The 18552-nt window shown below is 64.7% G+C and carries 27 protein-coding genes; all 27 read left to right on the forward strand.

All coding sequences use genetic code 11. The annotated features are described in order from the left end of the window. Nucleotide 1 precedes the first annotated feature (1 nt). The 27 genes from rpsS to J3A66_RS16625 all read left to right on the forward strand — a co-directional run bounded on the left by rpsS (nucleotide 2) and on the right by J3A66_RS16625 (nucleotide 18185). The gene (gene rpsS / locus J3A66_RS16495; RefSeq protein ID WP_031393761.1) at nucleotides 2–277 is read left to right on the forward strand and encodes a 30S ribosomal protein S19; all 276 of its coding nucleotides are present in this window, start codon (nucleotides 2–4) and stop codon (nucleotides 275–277) included. Further along, complete coding sequence (rplV, locus tag J3A66_RS16500) at nucleotides 277–654, forward strand: 50S ribosomal protein L22 (protein ID WP_037529220.1); 378 nt, start codon at nucleotides 277–279, stop codon at nucleotides 652–654. The genes rpsS and rplV overlap by 1 nt, the downstream gene beginning before the upstream one ends. Beyond that, entirely contained in the window at nucleotides 654–1361 is a 708-nt protein-coding gene (gene rpsC, locus J3A66_RS16505; protein ID WP_031393759.1) for a 30S ribosomal protein S3, read from the forward strand. The genes rplV and rpsC overlap by 1 nt, the downstream gene beginning before the upstream one ends. A 15-nt stretch (nucleotides 1362–1376) precedes the next feature. Continuing rightward, on the forward strand, nucleotides 1377–1811 hold the full coding sequence (gene rplP, locus J3A66_RS16510) for a 50S ribosomal protein L16 (RefSeq protein ID WP_031393758.1): 435 nt from the start codon (nucleotides 1377–1379) through the stop codon (nucleotides 1809–1811). A 4-nt stretch (nucleotides 1812–1815) separates the two neighbouring features. After that, nucleotides 1816–2022, forward strand: coding sequence for a 50S ribosomal protein L29 (gene rpmC / locus J3A66_RS16515; RefSeq protein WP_031393757.1), 207 nt, complete (start codon nucleotides 1816–1818; stop codon nucleotides 2020–2022). Between the two features lie 10 nt (nucleotides 2023–2032). Continuing rightward, entirely contained in the window at nucleotides 2033–2305 is a 273-nt protein-coding gene (gene rpsQ / locus J3A66_RS16520) for a 30S ribosomal protein S17 (protein ID WP_031393756.1), read from the forward strand. Between the two features lie 164 nt (nucleotides 2306–2469). Continuing rightward, complete coding sequence (gene rplN / locus J3A66_RS16525) at nucleotides 2470–2838, forward strand: 50S ribosomal protein L14 (protein WP_031393755.1); 369 nt, start codon at nucleotides 2470–2472, stop codon at nucleotides 2836–2838. After that, nucleotides 2838–3155, forward strand: coding sequence for a 50S ribosomal protein L24 (gene rplX, locus J3A66_RS16530; RefSeq protein WP_031393754.1), 318 nt, complete (start codon nucleotides 2838–2840; stop codon nucleotides 3153–3155). Before rplN ends, rplX begins: the two co-directional genes overlap by 1 nt. Further along, entirely contained in the window at nucleotides 3148–3762 is a 615-nt protein-coding gene (rplE, locus tag J3A66_RS16535; RefSeq protein ID WP_042466294.1) for a 50S ribosomal protein L5, read from the forward strand. Before rplX ends, rplE begins: the two co-directional genes overlap by 8 nt. A gap of 65 nt (nucleotides 3763–3827) precedes the next feature. Then, entirely contained in the window at nucleotides 3828–4133 is a 306-nt protein-coding gene (gene rpsN / locus J3A66_RS16540) for a 30S ribosomal protein S14 (RefSeq protein ID WP_031393752.1), read from the forward strand. A gap of 10 nt (nucleotides 4134–4143) precedes the next feature. Beyond that, nucleotides 4144–4539, forward strand: coding sequence for a 30S ribosomal protein S8 (rpsH, locus tag J3A66_RS16545; protein ID WP_031393751.1), 396 nt, complete (start codon nucleotides 4144–4146; stop codon nucleotides 4537–4539). Continuing rightward, on the forward strand, nucleotides 4539–5072 hold the full coding sequence (gene rplF, locus J3A66_RS16550; RefSeq protein WP_031393750.1) for a 50S ribosomal protein L6: 534 nt from the start codon (nucleotides 4539–4541) through the stop codon (nucleotides 5070–5072). The genes rpsH and rplF overlap by 1 nt, the downstream gene beginning before the upstream one ends. Beyond that, nucleotides 5072–5428, forward strand: a complete 357-nt coding sequence (rplR, locus tag J3A66_RS16555; protein ID WP_031393749.1) for a 50S ribosomal protein L18 — start codon at nucleotides 5072–5074, stop codon at nucleotides 5426–5428. The genes rplF and rplR overlap by 1 nt, the downstream gene beginning before the upstream one ends. A 3-nt stretch (nucleotides 5429–5431) precedes the next feature. Next, nucleotides 5432–6223: a 30S ribosomal protein S5 gene (gene rpsE, locus J3A66_RS16560; RefSeq protein WP_043156692.1), complete on the forward strand. Its 792-nt coding sequence runs from the start codon at nucleotides 5432–5434 to the stop codon at nucleotides 6221–6223. A 6-nt stretch (nucleotides 6224–6229) separates the two neighbouring features. Beyond that, nucleotides 6230–6406, forward strand: coding sequence for a 50S ribosomal protein L30 (gene rpmD / locus J3A66_RS16565; protein WP_031393747.1), 177 nt, complete (start codon nucleotides 6230–6232; stop codon nucleotides 6404–6406). Between the two features lie 116 nt (nucleotides 6407–6522). Next, on the forward strand, nucleotides 6523–7065 hold the full coding sequence (gene rplO / locus J3A66_RS16570) for a 50S ribosomal protein L15 (RefSeq protein ID WP_031393746.1): 543 nt from the start codon (nucleotides 6523–6525) through the stop codon (nucleotides 7063–7065). A 324-nt stretch (nucleotides 7066–7389) separates the two neighbouring features. Then, on the forward strand, nucleotides 7390–8754 hold the full coding sequence (gene secY / locus J3A66_RS16575) for a preprotein translocase subunit SecY (protein ID WP_031393745.1): 1365 nt from the start codon (nucleotides 7390–7392) through the stop codon (nucleotides 8752–8754). A gap of 51 nt (nucleotides 8755–8805) precedes the next feature. Beyond that, a complete protein-coding gene (locus J3A66_RS16580; protein ID WP_037529375.1) occupies nucleotides 8806–9456 on the forward strand; it encodes an adenylate kinase in 651 nt (216 codons plus the stop codon). 210 nt (nucleotides 9457–9666) lie between these two features. Further along, nucleotides 9667–10359, forward strand: a complete 693-nt coding sequence (locus J3A66_RS16585) for a response regulator transcription factor (RefSeq protein ID WP_031395241.1) — start codon at nucleotides 9667–9669, stop codon at nucleotides 10357–10359. 6 nt (nucleotides 10360–10365) lie between these two features. After that, a complete protein-coding gene (locus J3A66_RS16590) occupies nucleotides 10366–11709 on the forward strand; it encodes a HAMP domain-containing sensor histidine kinase (RefSeq protein WP_209570045.1) in 1344 nt (447 codons plus the stop codon). Between the two features lie 49 nt (nucleotides 11710–11758). Beyond that, complete coding sequence (locus J3A66_RS16595; protein WP_209570047.1) at nucleotides 11759–11992, forward strand: hypothetical protein; 234 nt, start codon at nucleotides 11759–11761, stop codon at nucleotides 11990–11992. 215 nt (nucleotides 11993–12207) lie between these two features. Continuing rightward, nucleotides 12208–12576: a 30S ribosomal protein S13 gene (gene rpsM, locus J3A66_RS16600; RefSeq protein ID WP_031395238.1), complete on the forward strand. Its 369-nt coding sequence runs from the start codon at nucleotides 12208–12210 to the stop codon at nucleotides 12574–12576. An 84-nt stretch (nucleotides 12577–12660) separates the two neighbouring features. Beyond that, on the forward strand, nucleotides 12661–13050 hold the full coding sequence (gene rpsK / locus J3A66_RS16605; protein ID WP_031395237.1) for a 30S ribosomal protein S11: 390 nt from the start codon (nucleotides 12661–12663) through the stop codon (nucleotides 13048–13050). 100 nt (nucleotides 13051–13150) lie between these two features. Further along, on the forward strand, nucleotides 13151–14221 hold the full coding sequence (locus J3A66_RS16610; protein WP_031395236.1) for a DNA-directed RNA polymerase subunit alpha: 1071 nt from the start codon (nucleotides 13151–13153) through the stop codon (nucleotides 14219–14221). 166 nt (nucleotides 14222–14387) lie between these two features. Further along, nucleotides 14388–14810 carry a 50S ribosomal protein L17 gene (gene rplQ / locus J3A66_RS16615; protein ID WP_031395235.1) on the forward strand — a complete coding sequence of 141 codons (423 nt, stop codon included), beginning with the start codon at nucleotides 14388–14390 and terminating at the stop codon, nucleotides 14808–14810. Nucleotides 14811–14904: 94 nt separating this feature from the next. Continuing rightward, a complete protein-coding gene (guaA, locus tag J3A66_RS16620; RefSeq protein ID WP_056406242.1) occupies nucleotides 14905–16461 on the forward strand; it encodes a glutamine-hydrolyzing GMP synthase in 1557 nt (518 codons plus the stop codon). Nucleotides 16462–16568: 107 nt separating this feature from the next. Further along, complete coding sequence (locus J3A66_RS16625) at nucleotides 16569–18185, forward strand: carboxylesterase family protein (protein WP_209570049.1); 1617 nt, start codon at nucleotides 16569–16571, stop codon at nucleotides 18183–18185. Nucleotides 18186–18552: the final 367 nt, after the last annotated feature.

Consider the following 18552-nt stretch of genomic DNA (forward strand, 5'->3'; position numbering starts at 1 on the left):
CATGGCTCGTTCAGTCTGGAAGGGTCCGTTCGTGGACCTTCATCTGCTCAAGAAGGCAGAAACCGCCCAGGACACCAACGCGCGTTCGCCGATCAAGACCTGGTCGCGTCGCTCGACGATCCTGCCGTCGTTCGTGGGCCTCACGTTCAACGTCTATAACGGCCGCAAGTTCGTGCCGGTCTCGGTCAACGAGGACATGGTCGGGATGAAGCTGGGCGAGTTCGCGCCCACGCGCTACTTCCCCGGCCACTCCGCCGACAAGAAGGGCAAGCGCTGATGTCTAAGCAAGTCAGCCCGCGCAAGGTCGCGGACAACGAGGCGCTTTCGGTCGGTACGCAGATCCGCGGTTCCGCGCAGAAGCTCGGCCTCGTCGCTGCGCTCATCCGTGGCAAGAAGGTCGGCGATGCGATGAACATCCTCGCCTTCTCGACCAAGGGCATGGCGATCGAAGCCCGCAAGGTGTTGGCCTCGGCCATCGCCAATGCGGAGAACAACCACAACCTCGACGTCGACTCGCTGGTCGTCGCCGAGGCATCGGTTGGCAAGTCGATCACGATGAAGCGCTTCGCGACCCGCGGCCGCGGCAAGTCGACCCGCATCCTCAAGCCATTCAGCCGTCTGCGCATCGTCGTGCGCGAGCAGGAAGAAGCATAATGGGTCAGAAGAGCAACCCCATCGGTCTGCGTCTGCAGATCAACCGTACCTGGGATAGCCGCTGGTACGCCGAAGGCGCCGACTATGGTCGGCTCCTGCTCGAGGATCTCAAGATCCGCGCATATATCATGAAGACGCTGCCGCAGGCCGCGATCTCCAAGGTTGTGATCGAGCGTCCGGCCAAGCTGGCCCGCATCTCCATCTTTGCTGCACGCCCCGGCGTGATCATCGGCAAGAAGGGTGCGGACATCGAGAAGCTGCGTTCGACGATCGGCAAGATGACGTCGTCGACCGTGTCGCTGAACATCGTCGAGATCCGTAAGCCGGAAGTCGATGCACGTCTCGTTGCACAGGGCATCGCCGATCAGCTCGAGCGTCGTATCGCTTTCCGTCGCGCCATGAAGCGTGCGGTTCAGTCGGCGATGCGTCTCGGGGCCGAGGGCATCCGCGTGAACTGCGGCGGCCGTCTTGGCGGCGCCGAGATCGCACGGTCGGAGAGCTATCGTGAGGGTCGGGTTCCGTTGCACACGCTGCGCGCGAACATCGATTATGCCGAGGCTACGGCGCACACGTCTTACGGCGTTTGCGGCGTGAAGGTCTGGGTCTTCAAGGGCGAGATTCTCGGCAACGATCCGACGTCGTACGACCGCATCATGATGGAGGCTCAGACCTCCGGCGTGCGGCCGCAGCGCGACGATCGTCGCTAAGGGGCAGGAACAGACATGCTGCAACCAAAAAAGACCAAGTTCCGGAAGGCCTTCAAGGGCAAGATTTCGGGCGACGCCAAGAGTGGCTTCTCGCTCAATTTCGGTTCCTACGGCCTGAAGGCCATGGAGCCCGACCGGATCACCGCACGCCAGATCGAGGCGGCACGCCGCGCGATCACGCGTCACATGAAGCGCCAGGGGCGTTTGTGGATCCGCATTTTCCCAGACCTTCCGGTCTCGGGAAAGCCAGCCGAAGTCCGCATGGGTAAGGGCAAGGGCGCGCCGGAATATTGGGCCGCTCGAGTCAAGCCGGGTCGGATCCTGTTCGAGCTCGACGGCGTCGACGGCAAGATCGCCGCCGAGGCATTCGAGCGGGCGGCCATGAAGCTGCCGATCAAGGTAAAGGTCGTTGCCCGCCTGGGCGACACCTCGCATCTGGGAGGCGAGTAAGATCATGGCTCGTATCGACGACATGAAGGCCAAGAGCGACGACCAGCTGTCGGAGTCGCTTGGCGAACTGAAGCGCGAGCAATTCAACCTGCGCTTCCAGGCCGCCACGAACCAGCTCGAAAAGCCGAGCCGCGTTCGTGAGGTCCGCCGCGACATCGCTCGCATCAAGACCCTGCAGGCTCAGCGCACCAGCGCTGACGCCGCGAAGTAAGGAACACATCATGCCGAAGCGCGTGCTGACCGGTCTGGTCGTGTCCGACAAGGGCGACAAGACGGTGGTCGTGAACGTCGAGCGTAAGGTGAAGCACCCGCTCTACGGGAAGATCATCCGTCGCTCGAAGAAGTATCATGCTCATGACGAGAGCAACGAATTCAAGCAGGGCGAGACCGTGCGGATCGAAGAGACCGCACCGATCTCCAAGCTGAAGACCTGGAAGGTGATCGAGCGGGTCAACACCCACGCGACGCCGGAGCGGGCTTCGGCCGAGGGCTGAATCAAACATGAGGGCAGGGGGGCAACTCCCTGCGCTCTTGTTTTCGTAAACGGGAACGGCTAAGCGGCCGCTCCTCCCCGTTGCGGATTCGTCCGCGGCGGGGTGATTTTTTAGGCGGGGTTCGGTCGGTATCGACCCCAGAGACAGAGAAGGGATACGGATCCATGATCCAGATGCAGTCCAATCTCGACGTCGCTGACAACAGCGGCGCGAAGCGGGTGCAGTGCATCAAGGTGCTTGGGGGTTCCAAGCGTCGTGTTGCAGGCGTTGGCGACATCATCGTCGTCAGCATCAAGGAAGCGCAGCCACGGGGCCGCGTGAAGAAGGGCGACGTTCACCGCGCGGTGATCGTTCGTACCGCCAAGGATATCCGCCGTGCAGACGGTACGGTCATCCGCTTCGACGGCAACGCCGCGGTGCTGGTCAACAAGAACGAGGAGCCGATCGGCACCCGTATCTTTGGCCCAGTCGTTCGCGAGCTGCGTGGCAAGAAGCACATGAAGATCATCAGCCTTGCGCCGGAGGTGCTGTAATGGCGAGCCAGCGTATCAAGAAGGGTGACAAGGTCATAATCCTGTCGGGCAAGGACAAGGGCAAGACCGGCGAAGTCACGATGTCGATGCCGAAGACCGACAAGGTCGTCGTCTCGGGCGTGAACATCGCCGTGCGCCACACCAAGCCGACCCAGGGTGACCCTCAGGGTGGCCTGGTTCGCAAGGAAGCACCGATGCACGTCTCGAAGGTCGCTCACGTGACCGCCGACGGCAAGCCGACCCGCGTCCGCTTCGAGGAGCAGGACGGCAAGAAGGTCCGCGTGGCCGTCAAGACCGGGGAGAAGATCAATGGTTGATCAGAACACCGCCGCTGGCACCGAGGCTGCCTACACGCCGCGCATGCGGAAGATGTATGATGAGACGATCATCAAGGCGATGACCGAGAAGTTCGGCTACAAGAACGTCATGGAGATCCCCCGGATCGACAAGATCGTGCTGAACATGGGTGTCGGCGAAGCGACGCAGGACAAGAAGAAGGTCGACCAGGCAGCCCAGGAAATGGAGCTGATCGCCGGCCAGAAGCCCGTCGTGACCAAGGCCAAGAAGTCGATCGCGCAGTTCAAGCTGCGTGAGGGCATGCCGATCGGCGTGAAGGTTACCCTTCGCCGCGAGCGCATGTACGAGTTTCTCGACCGTTTCATCACGATCGCTCTTCCTCGCGTCCGCGATTTCCGCGGTCTCAACCCGAAGAGCTTCGATGGCCGTGGCAACTATGCCTGCGGTATCAAGGAGCAGATCGTGTTCCCAGAAATCAGCTATGACCGGGTCGACAAGGTCCGCGGCATGGATGTGATCGTGACGACGACCGCCAAGACCGACGACGAGGCTCGCGAGCTTCTCCGTCTCTTCGGCTTCCCGTTCCCGATCGAAGACGACGCTGCCGACGAGAAGAAGGCAGCTTAACTACCAACCGCCGCCCCTGACCTCGTGTCACGGGCGGCGCTTCAGGAAAGAAAGAACTTAAGTCGATGGCGAAACTGAGTTCAGTCAACAAGAACGAGCGCCGCAAGCGCATGGTCAAGCAGTATGCCCCGAAGTACGCGGCACTGAAGGCAATCGCAGCGGACAAGACGCTCGACGATGGTGAGCGTCTGATCGCTCGCCTCAAGATGGCGGCAATCCCGCGCAACGCGAACCCGACCCGTATCCGTAACCGGTGCGAGCTGACCGGTCGCCCGCGCGCCTATTACCGCAAGTTCCGGCTCTGCCGTATTCAGCTGCGCGATCTGGCCAACAAGGGCCTGATCCCCGGCGTCACGAAGTCGAGCTGGTAAGGACTACATCATGGCAGTGACCGATCCCCTGGGTGATTTGCTCACCCGTATCCGTAATGGCCAGCGCGCGAAGAAGGACTCCGTCCTGACTCCGGCGTCGAAGCTGCGCGTCCGCGTGCTCGACGTTCTGCAGCGTGAAGGTTATATCCGTGGCTATAGCGAAGAGCAGATGGGCCCTGCGGCCGGCCTTCGCATCGAGCTGAAGTATTTCGAGGGCCAGCCTGCGATCAAGCATGTCGCGCGCGTCTCGAAGCCCGGCCGTCGCGTCTATTCCGGCTCGCAGGAACTTCCCCGCGTCCGTAACGGCCTCGGCATCACCATCGTCTCGACGCCCCGCGGCGTGCTTTCGGATTCCGAAGCACGTGAGCAGAACGTCGGCGGCGAAGTCCTCGCGGAGGTGTTCTGATGAGCCGTATTGGTAAGAAGCCGGTCACCGTACCGGCGGGCATCACGCCGACGATCGAGGGTAAGCAGCTGACGATGAAGGGCCCCAAGGGGACCCTGAAGATGCCGCTGCGCGACGAGATCAGCTACACGATCGAAGACGGCGGCATTTCGGTGCAGCCGGCCAACGACACCAAGCGCGCCCGCGCGTTCTGGGGCATGCAGCGGACCATGGTGCAGAACCTGGTCACCGGCGTGTCGGAAGGCTTCACCAAGAAGCTGCTGATCAGCGGCGTCGGCTATCGTGCCGCAGCCCAGGGTCGCAACCTCAAGCTGCAGCTCGGCTACAGCCATGACGTCAACATCGACGTGCCCGAGGGCATCGAGGTGAAGACGCCGGACAACACGACGATCGAGATCTCGGGTTCGGACAAGCAGATGGTTGGCCAGCTGGCCGCGGAGATTCGTCAGTGGCGCAAGCCCGAGCCGTACAAGGGCAAGGGCATCAAGTACGACGGCGAGTTCATCTTCCGCAAGGAAGGGAAGAAGAAGTAATGACCAAGGGACTTTCTCTTTTCGCCAAGCGGCGTCGCCGCAACCGTACCGCGCTGCGCGCACGCGCCGGCACCCGTCCGCGCCTGTCCGTGCATCGCTCGGGCAAGCACATCTATGCCCAGGTGATCGACGATGCCGCCGGCACGACGGTCGCTTCGGCCTCGACGCTGGAGAAGGACGTGCGCGGCACGTCCGGCGCCAACATCGACGCGGCGACTTCGGTCGGCAAGCGCGTCGCCGAGGCTGCCAAGGCAGCGGGCGTGACCCAGGTCGTGTTCGATCGCGGCGGCTTCCTCTACCACGGTCGCGTGAAGGCTCTTGCCGATGCCGCGCGCGAAGCCGGATTGGAGTTCTAAGACATGGCTGACGAAAACAACACGCCAGCGGTAATCGCACCCGAGACGACCGCACAGGACGTCACGGCTCAGAACGTGCCCCAGAGCACCGGGTACCAGGGCAACAGCGGCGGTGGCCGTGGTCGTCCCGGTGGCGGCGGCGGTGGCGGTCGTGGTGGCCCCGGCGGCAATCGCGGCGGTGGCCCCGGTGGCAACCGTGGTGGTCGCGATGGCGGTCGTGGCGGTCGTGACAATCGTGGCGGTCGTCCGGGTTCGGACGATGGCGGCGAAGAGCTGATCGAGAAGCTGGTGCACATCAACCGCGTCTCGAAGACGGTCAAGGGCGGCAAGCGCTTCGGCTTTGCAGCACTCGTCGTCGTCGGCGACGGCAAGGGCCGTGCAGGCTTCGGCCATGGCAAGGCACGCGAAGTGCCGGAAGCCATCTCGAAGGCGACGGCAGCTGCCAAGAAGAAGATGGTTCGCGTTCCGCTCAAGGACGGTCGCACGCTGCATCATGACGGCAACGGTCACTTCGGTGCCGGCAAGGTCACGCTGCGGTCGGCGCCTCAGGGTACGGGCATCATCGCCGGTGGCCCGATGCGCGCCGTCTTCGAGTCGCTGGGCGTTGCAGACGTCGTGACCAAGTCGGTCGGCACGTCGAACCCCTACAACATGATCCGCGCAACGTTCGAAGCCCTTGGCGAGCAGACCTCGCCCAAGGCCGTCGCACAGCGTCGCGGCAAGAAGATCGCCGACCTGCTCGGCCATGGTGGTTCGAAGACCGCCGAGGCCGATGCAGCTGCGATCACGGAGTAAGCGATCATGGCTACCATCAAGATCACGCAGACCGGTTCGCCGATCCGCCGCGAGAAGGATCAGCGCGCAACGCTGGTCGGTCTCGGCCTGAACAAGATGCACAAGACCCGCGAGCTGGAAGACAGCCCAGAGGTCCGCGGCATGATCCGCAAGGTGCAGCACATGGTGTCGGTCGAAGGCTGAGCCTTCACGACCCACGTGACAAGTACGGGAAAGGGGGCTAACGGCCCCCTTTCTTATTCCAGAATCCAACCCGGTTTTTCAACCAGCGCGTAACAAGCGAAAGCGAGTGCATTACCATGAAGCTCAACGAACTCCGCGATAACGAAGGTGCCCGTAAGTCCAAGATGCGCGTCGGACGCGGCATCGGCTCGGGCAAGGGCAAGACCGGCGGCCGCGGCCAGAAGGGCCAGAAGAGCCGTGAGGGCGTGTCCATCGCCGGCTTCGAAGGCGGCCAGATGCCGCTCCACATGCGTCTGCCGAAGCGCGGCTTCAACAACATCTTCCGCAAGGACTTCGCAGAGGTCAACCTCGGCGCGATCCAGCTCGCGGTCGATGCCGGCAAGATCGAGGCGAACGCCACGCTCGACCACAACGCGCTCAAGGCCGCTGGCCTGGCACGCGGCGGCAAGGACGGCGTCCGCCTCCTCGCCAAGGGCGAGCTGACCACGGTCCTTTCGTTCACCGTCGACGGCGCGTCGAAGGGCGCGATCGAAGCGGTCGAGAAGATCGGCGGCAAGGTCGAGGTGATCCACTTCGTCCCCGCAGCCGAGAAGGCTGCCGCCAAGAAGGGCGTGAAGTACAAGGAGCGTGCGGCGCACAAGGCGTCGTTCAAGGCCTGAGCCGAACGAGAAAGGGGGCGGGTGCGAGAGCGCCGGCCCCTTTTTTTATTTGCCTGACCTGGCGGCTTCCTGTCGCCCGCTTCCGACCCGCCCGTTTTTCGGGACCACCCTTCCTCCGTTCGCCCTGAGCGTAGTCGAAGGGTACGTCACCTGGGGCAACGTCCTTCGACTTCGCTCAGGACGAACGGGGCAGGGGGCGACCGAGCGCCCCTCGGGCTCGCATAACGCACCTAGGCATTAGACAAGCGCGCTCCTGCGCCTATATGAGCGGCGGGGGCGGTCACAACGCTTCCCGCCTTCTTTGTTTCCAGGACGATCACACGTATGGCATCCGCAGCCGACCAGATGGCGCAAAGCGTCAGCCTGTCCAAATTCGCCAAGGCGACCGATCTCAAGAAGCGGTTGTGGTTCACGATCGGCGCCCTGATCGTCTTCCGCCTGCTCAGCTATGTCCCGTTGCCGGGTGTCGACCCGACCGCGCTGGGGCTGTTGTCGCAGCAGACGCAGGGCGGCGTGCTCGACTTCTTCAATACCTTCTCGGGTGGTTCGCTTAGCCGCATGTCGCTGATCGCGCTCGGCGTGATGCCCTACATCACTGCCTCGATCGTGGTGCAGCTCGCGACCTCGCTGAGCCCCACGCTCGCCGCGATCAAGAAGGACGGCGAATCGGGCCGCAAGCGCCTGAACCAGTATACCCGCTACGGCACGGTCGGCCTGACCGCGGTGCAGGGCTATTTCATCGCCGTCGGACTCGAGACGCTCGGCGCGAACCAGGGCATCGCCGCGGTGATCGAGCCGGGCATGACCTTCCGCATCGCGGCGGTCATCTCGCTGATCGGCGGGACGATGTTCCTGATGTGGCTGGGTGAGCAGATCACCAGCCGCGGCATCGGCAACGGCGTCTCGCTGATCATCATGGCGGGCATCGTCGCGCATCTGCCGACGACGCTGGTCAACCTGCTCGAGGGCGGCCGTTCGGGCAGCCTCGACCCGATCAAGCTGATCGGCATCATCGTCGCGGTCGTCCTGCTCGTCCTGTTCATCTGCTTCATGGAGCGCGCCCAGCGCCGCATCCTGATCCAGTATCCCAAGCGCCAGACGCAGCGCGGGATGCAGGCCGATCGCAGCCATCTGCCGCTGAAGATCAACACCGCGGGTGTCATCCCGCCGATCTTCGCCTCGTCGCTGCTGCTGATGCCGCTGACGATCTCGCAGTTCGCGGGCCAGCGCGTTGCGGGTGAGTCGCAGTGGGGCGATTTCATCATCACCCTGAACCAGTATCTGCAACACGGCAGCCCCGTGTACATGCTGCTCTACGGTGCCGGCATCATCTTCTTCTCGTTCTTCTACACCGCGATCGTCTTCAATCCCGAAGAGACCGCGGACAATCTGAAGCGGCATGGCGGGTTCATCCCCGGCATCCGTCCGGGCAAGAACACCGAGAATTACTTCGATTATGTTCTGACGCGCATCACCGTCATCGGTGCCGCCTATCTGACGATCATCTGCCTGCTGCCCGAATATCTGGTCACGGCGCTGTCGATCCCCTTCTATCTCGGCGGGACCAGCCTGCTGATCGTCGTCAACGTGACGATGGATACGGTGACACAGATCCAGAGCCATCTGCTCGCGCATCAATATGGCGACCTGATCAAGAAGGCGAAGCTGAAGGGCGGTCGACTTCGCTAAGTTGCGGGGTTACCGGTTTATAATCCTGCACGAACGAGGGGAGTGCGTTTCGTGAATATCATCCTTCTTGGCCCGCCAGGCGCGGGCAAGGGCACGCAGGCCGCGACGCTCGTGGCCGAACGCGGCATGGTCCAGCTGTCCACCGGTGACATGCTGCGTGCTGCGGTCGCAGCGGAATCGCCCGTCGGCCTTCAGGCGAAAGCCGTGATGGCCGCCGGGGGCCTGGTCAGCGACGACATCGTGTCGGGCATCATCGGTGAGCGGCTCGACCAGCCCGATACCGCAAACGGCGTGATCTTCGACGGCTATCCGCGCACCGCGGCCCAGGCCGAGGCGCTCGACGGGCTGCTTGCGGCTCGCGGTCGCACGCTCGACTACGTGATCGAGCTTGGCGTTGACGAAGCCGCGCTGATCGACCGTGTGGTTGGGCGGTACACCTGCGCGAACTGCGGCGCCGGTTATCACGATCGGTTCAAGCAGCCGGCGGTTGCCGGGGTCTGCGACGTGTGTGGCTCGACCGAGTTCAAGCGCCGTCCCGACGACAATGCCGAAACCGTCAAGACGCGGATGGCCGAATATCGCGCCAAGACCGCGCCGATCCTGCCGATCTACGATGCGCGCGGGCTTGTACGCCGCGTCGACGGGATGGCGGACATCGGCCATGTCGGTGTCGCGATCGCGGCGATCCTCGACGACCGCTGATTAGACGTTCACCGACCCGAACATGACAGGTTTGTCATGTTCGGGTCATCCCCCTGTCGAGTGCCCGATCCTAAGAGACGCGTGTCGCCCGAAAGAGCGGCACGAGTTTCCAGAGATCGGTGCCCGTCACTCCCGGGGGTACCGTGGGGGCCGGCGGGAAGTGATTTCCGCCGGCCTTTCCGTTATGGGACAGGGGAAAGCGATGACGCCGTGAACCGCAAGATCCTGATTGTCGAAGATGATGTCTCGACCGCGAGCTATCTTGCCAAGGGGCTGACCGAAGCGGGTTATGCCGTCGAGACCTGTGGCGATGGGCGTGACGGACTGTTCCTCGCGAGCGAGGGGATCTTCGACCTGATCATCGCCGACCGGATGCTGCCGGGGCTGGACGGCCTCGCCATGGTCAGCGCGGTCCGCGCGGCCGGCATCGTCACCCCGGTTCTCATCCTCTCCGCGCTCGCGGCGGTCGACCACCGCGTCGACGGGCTGAAGGCCGGGGCCGACGACTATCTGTGCAAACCCTTCTCGTTCGCGGAACTGTCGGCGCGCGTCGAGGCACTGGTGCGCCGGTCGGACCGCCTCGCGAGCGATCCGCAAAAAACCAAGCTGTCGGTCGGCGATCTCGAGATCGACCTGCTTTCACGCGTCGTGTCGCGCGGTGGGCACACGATCCCGCTGGGCGCGCGTGAATTCAACCTGCTCGAATTCCTCGCCCGGCATGCGGGGCAGGTCGTGACGCGGACGATGATGCTCGAGAAGATCTGGAACTATCACTTCGATCCGGGATCGAACGTCGTCGACGTCCATATCGGGCGGTTGCGGCGCAAGCTCGAGGACGGGTTCCCGACGCCGATCCTCCATACGGTACGCGGGGCAGGATACCGGCTCGCCGTGGAGGGCTGAACCGCGATGCGCCTGTCGGTCACCGCGCGGATCGCGCTGCTCGCGATCATGCTGTCGCTGGTGTCCAACCTCGCGCTGATCGGCTTCGTCTGGAAACAGACCAGCGCCGATGCAATCGATGCGATCCGGCGCGAGACCACCGAACAGTCCGATGCGCTGCGCACCGTCTGGCAAGTTGGCGGTATTCCCGAACTGCGCCAGGCGATCGGCGAGGCGGTGAGCCCCGGCGACGTCTCGCTGGTACTCGCGCTCGTCGACGCGGACGGACGAACCGTCCAGGGAGTCGCGCCTGCGAGGCTGACCGTGCCGCTGCGGATGACCCGCTTCAGGATCGCCCGGCTTGGCGACGACGCGTTGTGGAACGCGCGCGAGACGGGGTACGCCCTGTACCCGATCGGCCGGCAATGGCTGCTGACCGGCCGCAACCTCGATCTGATCGCGGCGGAGGAACGTGCGATGGAGCGCGCGCTGGCCTTCGCCATCACCCTCTCGCTCGCGCTCGGCATCGTCGGGGGACTCGTTCTCGCGCGTTATGTCGGTCGGCGTCTCGACGGGATAGCGAGCGTCGTCGAGGCTGCGGGCGAGGGTGACCTGTCACGCCGTGTGGCCGTGGTCGCGGGTGGCGGTGACGCGTTCGACCGGCTGGCCGCGCGGCTGAACGTCATGCTCAGCAAGCTCGAGGGGGTGATGGCCGAGCTGCGCGTCGTGACCGACAGCCTGGCGCACGACCTGCGCTCGCCGTTGGCGCGCCTGCGGACCAAGACCGAGCAGGCGGTGCTGATCGCGGACCCCGACGCGCGTGAAGTGGCATTGGGCGGGCTGCTGACCGAGACCGATCTCGTCATGCGGATGTTGACGATGGTGATCGAGATCAGCCGGTCGGGCTCGGTATCGCGCGACCGGTTCATCCAGGTGTCGCCTGCGAACCTGCTCGAGGAGATCGGTGAGCTCTATGCCCCGGTCGCCGAGGATGCCGGCCTGAGCTTCGTCGTGGCGATCGACGATCGGCCACCGGCCATGGCGTTGCACCGCGAACTGCTAAGCCAGGCGATCACCAACATGATCGACAACGCGCTGCGGCACGGGGCCAGCGGCGGCACGGTGACGCTTCGCCTGCTCGAGCGCGGTGACGGCGTCGCGATCCAGGTCGAGGATCGCGGGCCCGGAATCGCGGTGGCGGACCGCGCGCAGGCGCTCAAGCGGTTCGGGCGGCTCGACAGCGCACGCACGACCCCGGGGGCGGGGCTGGGCATGGCGCTGGTCGAGGCGGTCGCGCGGCTGCATGACGGGCGGTTCGAACTGGGGGACAATGCACCCGGCCTCGTTGCGCGGATCGTCCTGCCAGTCTGACTGCGAGCGGGGATGGCTTTGTGCGGCCGGACGCGCCAAGGGATTGGCGATGGACGCACTTTCGCTTTTCGGGCTTGCCGCGGTTTCCTTCACGCTGCTGTGCTATGCCAGGGAATCGGGATCGCACTGGTGGACGTTCGGCTTCGCCGTTGGATGCCTGTTCGGATCGGCCTATGGCTTCCTGCAGGGGGCATGGCCGTTCGGGCTGGTCGAGCTGATCTGGTTCGTCGTCGCCCTGAGGCGCTGGATCGTGATGCGACGGGTGGCCGAGCCCCGGCGATGACGGGGTCGCACTTCACGCATCGCAGGGGCGCATCACGCGGGCGGCGGAACCCGCGGCTTGACAGTTCGTTAGCGCGCGCCTAATTCGGCCTCCCCGATACGACGGTTCCCGGCGGCGCTCTTTTGCGTTCGCCGTTATCGTGCGTTTCGGATCATCGCTAGGAGATGAGGGCCGTGCAGCCATGCCGGACCTCGTGGAGCAGGAGAACCAAGTTCATGGCACGTATCGCGGGTGTTAATATCCCGACCAACAAGCGCGTGGTGATCGCGCTGACCTATATTCACGGCATCGGTTCGACCAAGGCCAAGGAAATCGTCGCGAAGCTCGGCATCGCCGACACCGCACGTGTCCAGGACCTGACCGACCAGGAAGTGCTGCACATCCGTGAGGCGATCGACGCCGACTACACCGTCGAAGGCGATCTGCGTCGCCAGGTGTCGATGAACATCAAGCGCCTGATGGATCTCGCCTGCTATCGTGGTCTTCGTCACCGCAAGGGCCTGCCGGTCCGCGGCCAGCGCACGCACACCAATGCGCGCACCCGCAAGGGCAAGGCTAAGCCGATCGCCGGCAAGAAGAAGTAATCCGGCTCAACACCGGATTACTCCGCCGGCGCTGGTCCCGAGGGACCGCCCGGCGTCACGCAGATACAGGTCAGGAAATACACCATGGCACGCGAACCTCAGCGCATTAAGCGGCGCGAGCGCAAGAACATCACCTCTGGCGTCGCACACGTGAATGCCAGCTTCAACAACACCATGATCACGATCACCGATGCCCAGGGCAACGCGATCTCGTGGTCGTCGGCCGGCGCAATGGGCTTCAAGGGCTCGCGCAAGTCGACCCCGTACGCGGCGCAGGTCGCAGCGGAAGACGCGGGCAAGAAGGCCGCCGAGCACGGCGTCCGGACGATCGAAGTCGAAGTGAAGGGCCCCGGTTCGGGCCGCGAGTCGGCACTGCGCGCGCTGCAGGCAGTCGGTTTCCAGATCACGTCGATCCGCGACGTGACCTCGATCCCGCACAACGGCGTTCGTCCTTCGAAGCGTCGTCGCGTCTGATTTCTCCGACGTTGCCCGTGCGCGGTTGATCGCGCGGCACGGGTGCATATTCATGGCCGGTGGACGTCCTGTCCGCCGGCCCCCAAATTAGGGGAAGCAAGTGTCTGTCAACGCAAAGAACTGGCAGGAACTCAAGAAGCCCAGCGGCCTGGAGAAAAAGGCCGGTGGCGACACCAAGCGCAAGGCGACCTTCATCGCCGAGCCGCTCGAGCGTGGCTTCGGCCTGACGCTCGGCAACGCGCTGCGTCGCGTGTTGCTTTCGTCGCTGCAGGGCGCGGCCGTGACCTCGATCAAGATCGAGAACGTGCTGCATGAGTTCTCGTCTCTGGCCGGCGTCCGCGAGGACGTGACCGACATCGTCCTCAACGTGAAGCAGATCGCGATCCGCATGCAGGGCGAGGGGCCCAAGCGCCTCCAGCTCTCGGCAACGGGTCCGGGTGAAGTCAAGGCCGGCGACATCGCCGTCTCGGGCGACATCGAGATCATGAACAAGGATCTCGTGATCTGCCACCTCGATGAGGGTGCGACGCTCAACATGGAGCTGACCGCCGACATCGGTAAGGGTTACGTGCCCGCGACCGCAAACCGCCCGGCCGACGCGCCGATCGGTCTGATCCCGGTCGATGCGCTCTACTCGCCGGTACGTCAGGTGTCGTACAAGGTCGACCCGACCCGCGTCGGTCAGGACCTGGATTACGACAAGCTGACGCTGACGATCGAAACCGACGGCACGATCACTCCGGAAGACGCAGTCGGCTATGCCGGTCGCATTCTCCAGGACCAGCTCGCGCTGTTCGTGCACTTCGACGATTCGTCGGTCACGCGTTCGTCGGCCCCGATCGGCCAGGCAGCACCCGCTGCCGGTGGTGCGGAGCCCGCAGGCGACACGCAGCAGATCAACCGTTACCTTCTCAAGAAGGTCGACGAGCTCGAGCTGTCGGTGCGTTCGGCGAACTGCCTCAAGAACGACAACATCATCTATATCGGCGATCTGGTCGGCAAGACCGAAGCCGAGATGCTGCGCACGCCTAACTTCGGCCGCAAGTCCTTGAACGAGATCAAGGAAGTGCTGTCGTCGATGGGTCTTCGCCTGGGCATGGAAATCCCAGGCTGGCCGCCTGAGAACATCGAAGAGATGGCCAAGAAGCTCGAGCAGGAAATCATGGGCTGAATGCGAAGCCGTCCGTTATCCTAACTCAAGGCAGGATAACGAACGGCACCGTATTTTACCCTGGATCCCAGCCTTCGCCGGGATGACGGATAATCGGGTGGGCCGCCGTCCCCACCAGCTCCCGGGTACCTCATACGGCCCCTGAACGAACGAAAAGGTATTAAACATGCGCCATCGCGTAGGCGGCCGTAAGCTTCAGCGGACCTCGGCCCACCGTCTTGCTCTGTTCCGCAACATGAGCGCCGCGCTCATCAAGCACGAGCAGATCACCACCACCGTCGCCAAGGCGAAGGAACTGCGTCCTTACATCGAGAAGCTGATCACGCTCGCGAAGAAGGGTGGCCTGTCCAACCGTCGCCTCGCGCACGGCAAGCTGCTCGACGACGCCCAGCTGGTGAAGCTGTTCGACGTTCTGGCGACCCGCTATGCGGATCGCAACGGCGGCTACACTCGCGTCATCAAGGCTGGCATCCGCATGTCGGACGCCTCGCCGATGGCCGTCATCGAGTTCGTCGACCGCGACGTCTCGGCGAAGGGCCAGGATTCGGGTCCGGTGATGTCGGACGAGGATTACAACGAAGCGGCATAATCCCCGCCTCTCGTTAGTCGAATTGCAGGCCGCGTTTCCCATCCGGGAGGCGCGGCCTCTTTCGTTACGGGTCCCATCCGGCTATGCGCCCGACATGGAGCACCCAGACAGCATTCTCATCGTCGATTTCGGCAGCCAGGTAACCCAGCTGATCGCCCGCCGCGTGCGCGAGGCGGGCGTCTATAGCGAGATCGCCCCCTTCCAGTCCGCCGCGGCCGCGTTCGAACGGATGCAGCCAAAGGGGATCATCCTGTCGGGTGGCCCCGCCTCGGTCACGACCGAGAACAGCCCCCGCGTGCCGCAGCATTTCTTCGAGGCGGGGATCCCGATCCTCGGCATCTGCTACGGCCAGCAGGTCATGTCCGCGCAGCTCGGCGGCAACGTGATCGTCTCGGGTGATGGTGGCGAATTCGGCAGCGCATTCGTCGAGGTAAAGTCGCCTTGCGCGCTGTTCGACGGGCTGTGGGCCGAGGGCGAGCGGCACCAGGTCTGGATGAGCCATGGCGACAAGGTCGACGCGATCCCGCCGGGCTTCACCCCCGTCGCGGTGTCGACCGGCGCCCCCTATGCGATCGTCGCCGACGAGGCGCGGCGCTTCTATGGCGTGCAGTTCCACCCCGAAGTCGTCCACACGCCTGATGGCGGGAAGCTGATCGCCAATTTCGCGCGGCACGTCTGCGGTCTCAGCGGCGACTGGACGATGGCCGAGTTCCGCGAGACCAAGATCGCCGAGATCCGCGCGCAGGTCGGTAGCGGCCGGGTTATCTGCGGCCTGTCGGGCGGCGTCGATTCGGCGGTGGCGGCAGTTCTGATCCATGAGGCGATCGGCGAGCAGCTCACCTGCGTCTATGTCGACCACGGGCTGATGCGCGCAGGCGAGAGCGAGCAGGTCGTCAGCCTGTTCCGCGGCGCGTACAACATCCCGCTGATCCATGTGAACGTCGAGGAGCTGTTCCTCAGCGGTCTCGCGGGCATCACCGACCCCGAGCTGAAGCGCAAGTTCATCGGCAAGACCTTCATCGACGTGTTCGATGCCGAGGCGAAGAAACTGGGCGGGGCGGAGTTCCTGGCTCAGGGTACGCTCTATCCCGACGTGATCGAGAGCGTCAGCTTCACCGGCGGTCCGTCGGTGACGATCAAGAGCCACCACAATGTCGGCGGTCTGCCCGAGCGGATGAACATGAAGCTCGTCGAGCCCTTGCGCGAACTGTTCAAGGACGAGGTCCGCGCGCTTGGTCGCGAATTGGGTCTGCCCGAGATCTTCGTCGGGCGTCACCCGTTCCCCGGACCCGGCCTCGCGATCCGCATCCCCGGCGAAGTCACCAAGGAACGCTGCGACATCCTGCGCAAGGCGGATGCGATCTATCTCGAGGAGATCCGCGCGGCGGGGCTCTACGACACGATCTGGCAGGCGTTCGCGGTGCTGCTGCCCGTGCGCAGTGTCGGCGTGATGGGCGACGGCCGCACCTACGACAACGTCCTCGCCCTGCGCGCGGTGACGTCGACCGACGGGATGACCGCGCAGGCGTTCCAGTTCCCCGGCGACTTCCTGCCGCGCGTGGCGACCCGGATCATCAACGAGGTCAAGGGCATCAACCGCGTCACCTACGACTATACGTCGAAGCCGCCCGGCACGATCGAGTGGGAGTGAGCCCCATGGGCGGCGTGCGCCTCTTCGCCTGAGCGGTTTCCCCGATTGCGGGATGGGCGCGGGTGTTCCATTCCTTCGTAGACAAGCAGGACCGGGGGAGAGCGGTGATGAGCATGCAGAGGGCGTCGAAGGCGCTGGCGATCGCGATGATGTGTGTTGCCGCGATGGTCCCGGGCACAGGCGCGGCGCAGGGCGTGACGCCCCCGGTCAAGGTCGAGGGGGGGTCGGTGACCGGCACGACGGGCGCAGGCGTTGCGGTCTTCAAGGGCATACCCTTTGCAGCGCCGCCGGTCGGCCCCTTGCGCTGGCGGGCGCCGCAGCCGGTGCAGAAATGGTCGGGCGTGCGCGCCGCGGACCGTTTCGGGCATGACTGCATGCAACTGCCCTTTCCGAGCGATGCGGCGCCGCTCGGCACGACGCCGGCGGAGGATTGTCTCGTTCTCAACGTCTGGCGTCCGGTGGCGTCACCGGCGCCGAAACCCGTGCTGGTCTGGATCTATGGCGGCGGGTTCGTGAATGGCGGATCGTCACCTGCGGTATATGACGGGTCGGCGTTCGCACGGCAGGACGTCGTGTTCGTCAGCTTCAACTACCGGCTCGGACGGTTCGGCTTTTTCGCGCACCCCGCGCTGAGCGCGGCGAACGAGGGACCGCTCGGCAACTATGCACTGCTCGACCAGATCGCGGCGTTGCAATGGGTGCGGGCGAACATCGCGAAATTTGGGGGCGATCCGGCGCAGGTCACGCTGATGGGTGAATCGGCAGGGGGCGCTTCGGTGTTGAACCTGATGGCATCGCCGAGGGCAAAAGGCTTGTTCGCGCGGGCGATCGTGATGTCGGGCGGCGGGCGCACGCTGATCGGTGGCGTGCCGCTTCGCGGTGAGGCGGGCGGCAGGCCTTCGGCCGAGACGATCGGCGTCAACTTTGCGACAACCCAGGGCATTGCGGGACAGTCTGCGGCGGAAACGCTCGCGGCGCTTCGCGCCTTGCCCGCCGATCAGGTGCGCGGCGAGTTGAACCTTGCCTATCGGGGCCCGGTGGATGTGCCGACCTATGCCGGCGGACCGATCGTCGATGGCCGCGTCGTGGTCGGCACGACCGACGGGGCGATGCGGCGGGGGACCGCGATGGCGGTACCGATGATGGTCGGGACCACCGATGCGGATATCGCGGGCTTTGGCGAGACGTCCAAGGAGGGGCTGTTCGCCAGCTTCGGTGCGCAGGCCGACGCCGCCCGCGCCGCCTATGATCCCGCGGGCACGCAGGAGCTTGCCGCGATCGGTCCCGAGGTGGGACGCGACCGCCTGATGCACGAACCCGCGCGGCTCGTCGCGCAGCAGACGCAGCGCGTGGGCCAGCCCGCCTATCTCTATCGCTTCGGCTATGTCGCGCAGTCGATGCGCAAGGACTGGTCGGGCGCACCGCATGCCACGGACATCCCGTATTTCTTCGACACGGTTGCCGCGAAATACGGCGCGGCGCTGACCCCGCAGGATGCCCGCGCCGCGCAGCTCGCCAACCGCTATGTCGTCAATTTCGTGCGGAAGGGCGATCCCAACGCGCCCGGACTACCGCGCTGGCCGGCCTTCGACGCCCGCCGGGGCGCACTGCAGCTGCTGCAGGCCGATGCGAGTGCGATCAACGGCGTGGATCCGCTCAAGGCCCGGCTGGACGCGGTACAGGGGGCCGCCGACGCCGTGGCAGCAGGCCCCGAACGGCGCTGAGGCACGCCGCGCAGCCGCTTGCGCACATAGTTCGAGCGTCTGGCGTCCGCGTCTTCTGTCGATTTCAGTAGGAATCGGCCCGCTCGAGAAAAGGGGATAACTCGTGCGGGCCGCAGTCCAGCGCCGACGCTGCTGTCTTGGGGAAGCGCGTCGGACTGATCGGATATGGGCGGAATGCCGCGATGTATCAAGACTTTTGAAAGGAAGTTGTGCTGACCGATCGCGGGGCCGACCTGGAGATCGAGATGCGAGTCGGCGATCCCGATTGCGCTGTGTGTGGTCTGCACCGAACGATGCCGACAAAGCGGGGAGGGATGGTGCTGCGCGCCCCGCCGGCCCGTGTGACTGAAAACTGGCGGGGCGCTGA

The sequence above is a fragment of the Sphingomonas sp. PvP018 genome (assembly GCF_017876865.1).
In the GTDB taxonomy this organism is placed as follows: domain Bacteria; phylum Pseudomonadota; class Alphaproteobacteria; order Sphingomonadales; family Sphingomonadaceae; genus Sphingomonas; species Sphingomonas aerolata.

Coding starts and splice junctions, on each gene's coding strand:
- rpsS (WP_031393761.1), top strand. CDS start 2: ATGGCTCGTTCAGTCTGGAAGGGTCCGTTCGTGGACCTTCATCTGCTC.
- rplV (WP_037529220.1), top strand. CDS start 277: ATGTCTAAGCAAGTCAGCCCGCGCAAGGTCGCGGACAACGAGGCGCTT.
- rpsC (WP_031393759.1), top strand. CDS start 654: ATGGGTCAGAAGAGCAACCCCATCGGTCTGCGTCTGCAGATCAACCGT.
- rplP (WP_031393758.1), top strand. CDS start 1,377: ATGCTGCAACCAAAAAAGACCAAGTTCCGGAAGGCCTTCAAGGGCAAG.
- rpmC (WP_031393757.1), top strand. CDS start 1,816: ATGGCTCGTATCGACGACATGAAGGCCAAGAGCGACGACCAGCTGTCG.
- rpsQ (WP_031393756.1), top strand. CDS start 2,033: ATGCCGAAGCGCGTGCTGACCGGTCTGGTCGTGTCCGACAAGGGCGAC.
- rplN (WP_031393755.1), top strand. CDS start 2,470: ATGATCCAGATGCAGTCCAATCTCGACGTCGCTGACAACAGCGGCGCG.
- rplX (WP_031393754.1), top strand. CDS start 2,838: ATGGCGAGCCAGCGTATCAAGAAGGGTGACAAGGTCATAATCCTGTCG.
- rplE (WP_042466294.1), top strand. CDS start 3,148: ATGGTTGATCAGAACACCGCCGCTGGCACCGAGGCTGCCTACACGCCG.
- rpsN (WP_031393752.1), top strand. CDS start 3,828: ATGGCGAAACTGAGTTCAGTCAACAAGAACGAGCGCCGCAAGCGCATG.
- rpsH (WP_031393751.1), top strand. CDS start 4,144: ATGGCAGTGACCGATCCCCTGGGTGATTTGCTCACCCGTATCCGTAAT.
- rplF (WP_031393750.1), top strand. CDS start 4,539: ATGAGCCGTATTGGTAAGAAGCCGGTCACCGTACCGGCGGGCATCACG.
- rplR (WP_031393749.1), top strand. CDS start 5,072: ATGACCAAGGGACTTTCTCTTTTCGCCAAGCGGCGTCGCCGCAACCGT.
- rpsE (WP_043156692.1), top strand. CDS start 5,432: ATGGCTGACGAAAACAACACGCCAGCGGTAATCGCACCCGAGACGACC.
- rpmD (WP_031393747.1), top strand. CDS start 6,230: ATGGCTACCATCAAGATCACGCAGACCGGTTCGCCGATCCGCCGCGAG.
- rplO (WP_031393746.1), top strand. CDS start 6,523: ATGAAGCTCAACGAACTCCGCGATAACGAAGGTGCCCGTAAGTCCAAG.
- secY (WP_031393745.1), top strand. CDS start 7,390: ATGGCATCCGCAGCCGACCAGATGGCGCAAAGCGTCAGCCTGTCCAAA.
- J3A66_RS16590 (WP_209570045.1), top strand. CDS start 10,366: ATGCGCCTGTCGGTCACCGCGCGGATCGCGCTGCTCGCGATCATGCTG.
- J3A66_RS16595 (WP_209570047.1), top strand. CDS start 11,759: ATGGACGCACTTTCGCTTTTCGGGCTTGCCGCGGTTTCCTTCACGCTG.
- rpsM (WP_031395238.1), top strand. CDS start 12,208: ATGGCACGTATCGCGGGTGTTAATATCCCGACCAACAAGCGCGTGGTG.
- rpsK (WP_031395237.1), top strand. CDS start 12,661: ATGGCACGCGAACCTCAGCGCATTAAGCGGCGCGAGCGCAAGAACATC.
- rplQ (WP_031395235.1), top strand. CDS start 14,388: ATGCGCCATCGCGTAGGCGGCCGTAAGCTTCAGCGGACCTCGGCCCAC.
- guaA (WP_056406242.1), top strand. CDS start 14,905: ATGGAGCACCCAGACAGCATTCTCATCGTCGATTTCGGCAGCCAGGTA.
- J3A66_RS16625 (WP_209570049.1), top strand. CDS start 16,569: ATGAGCATGCAGAGGGCGTCGAAGGCGCTGGCGATCGCGATGATGTGT.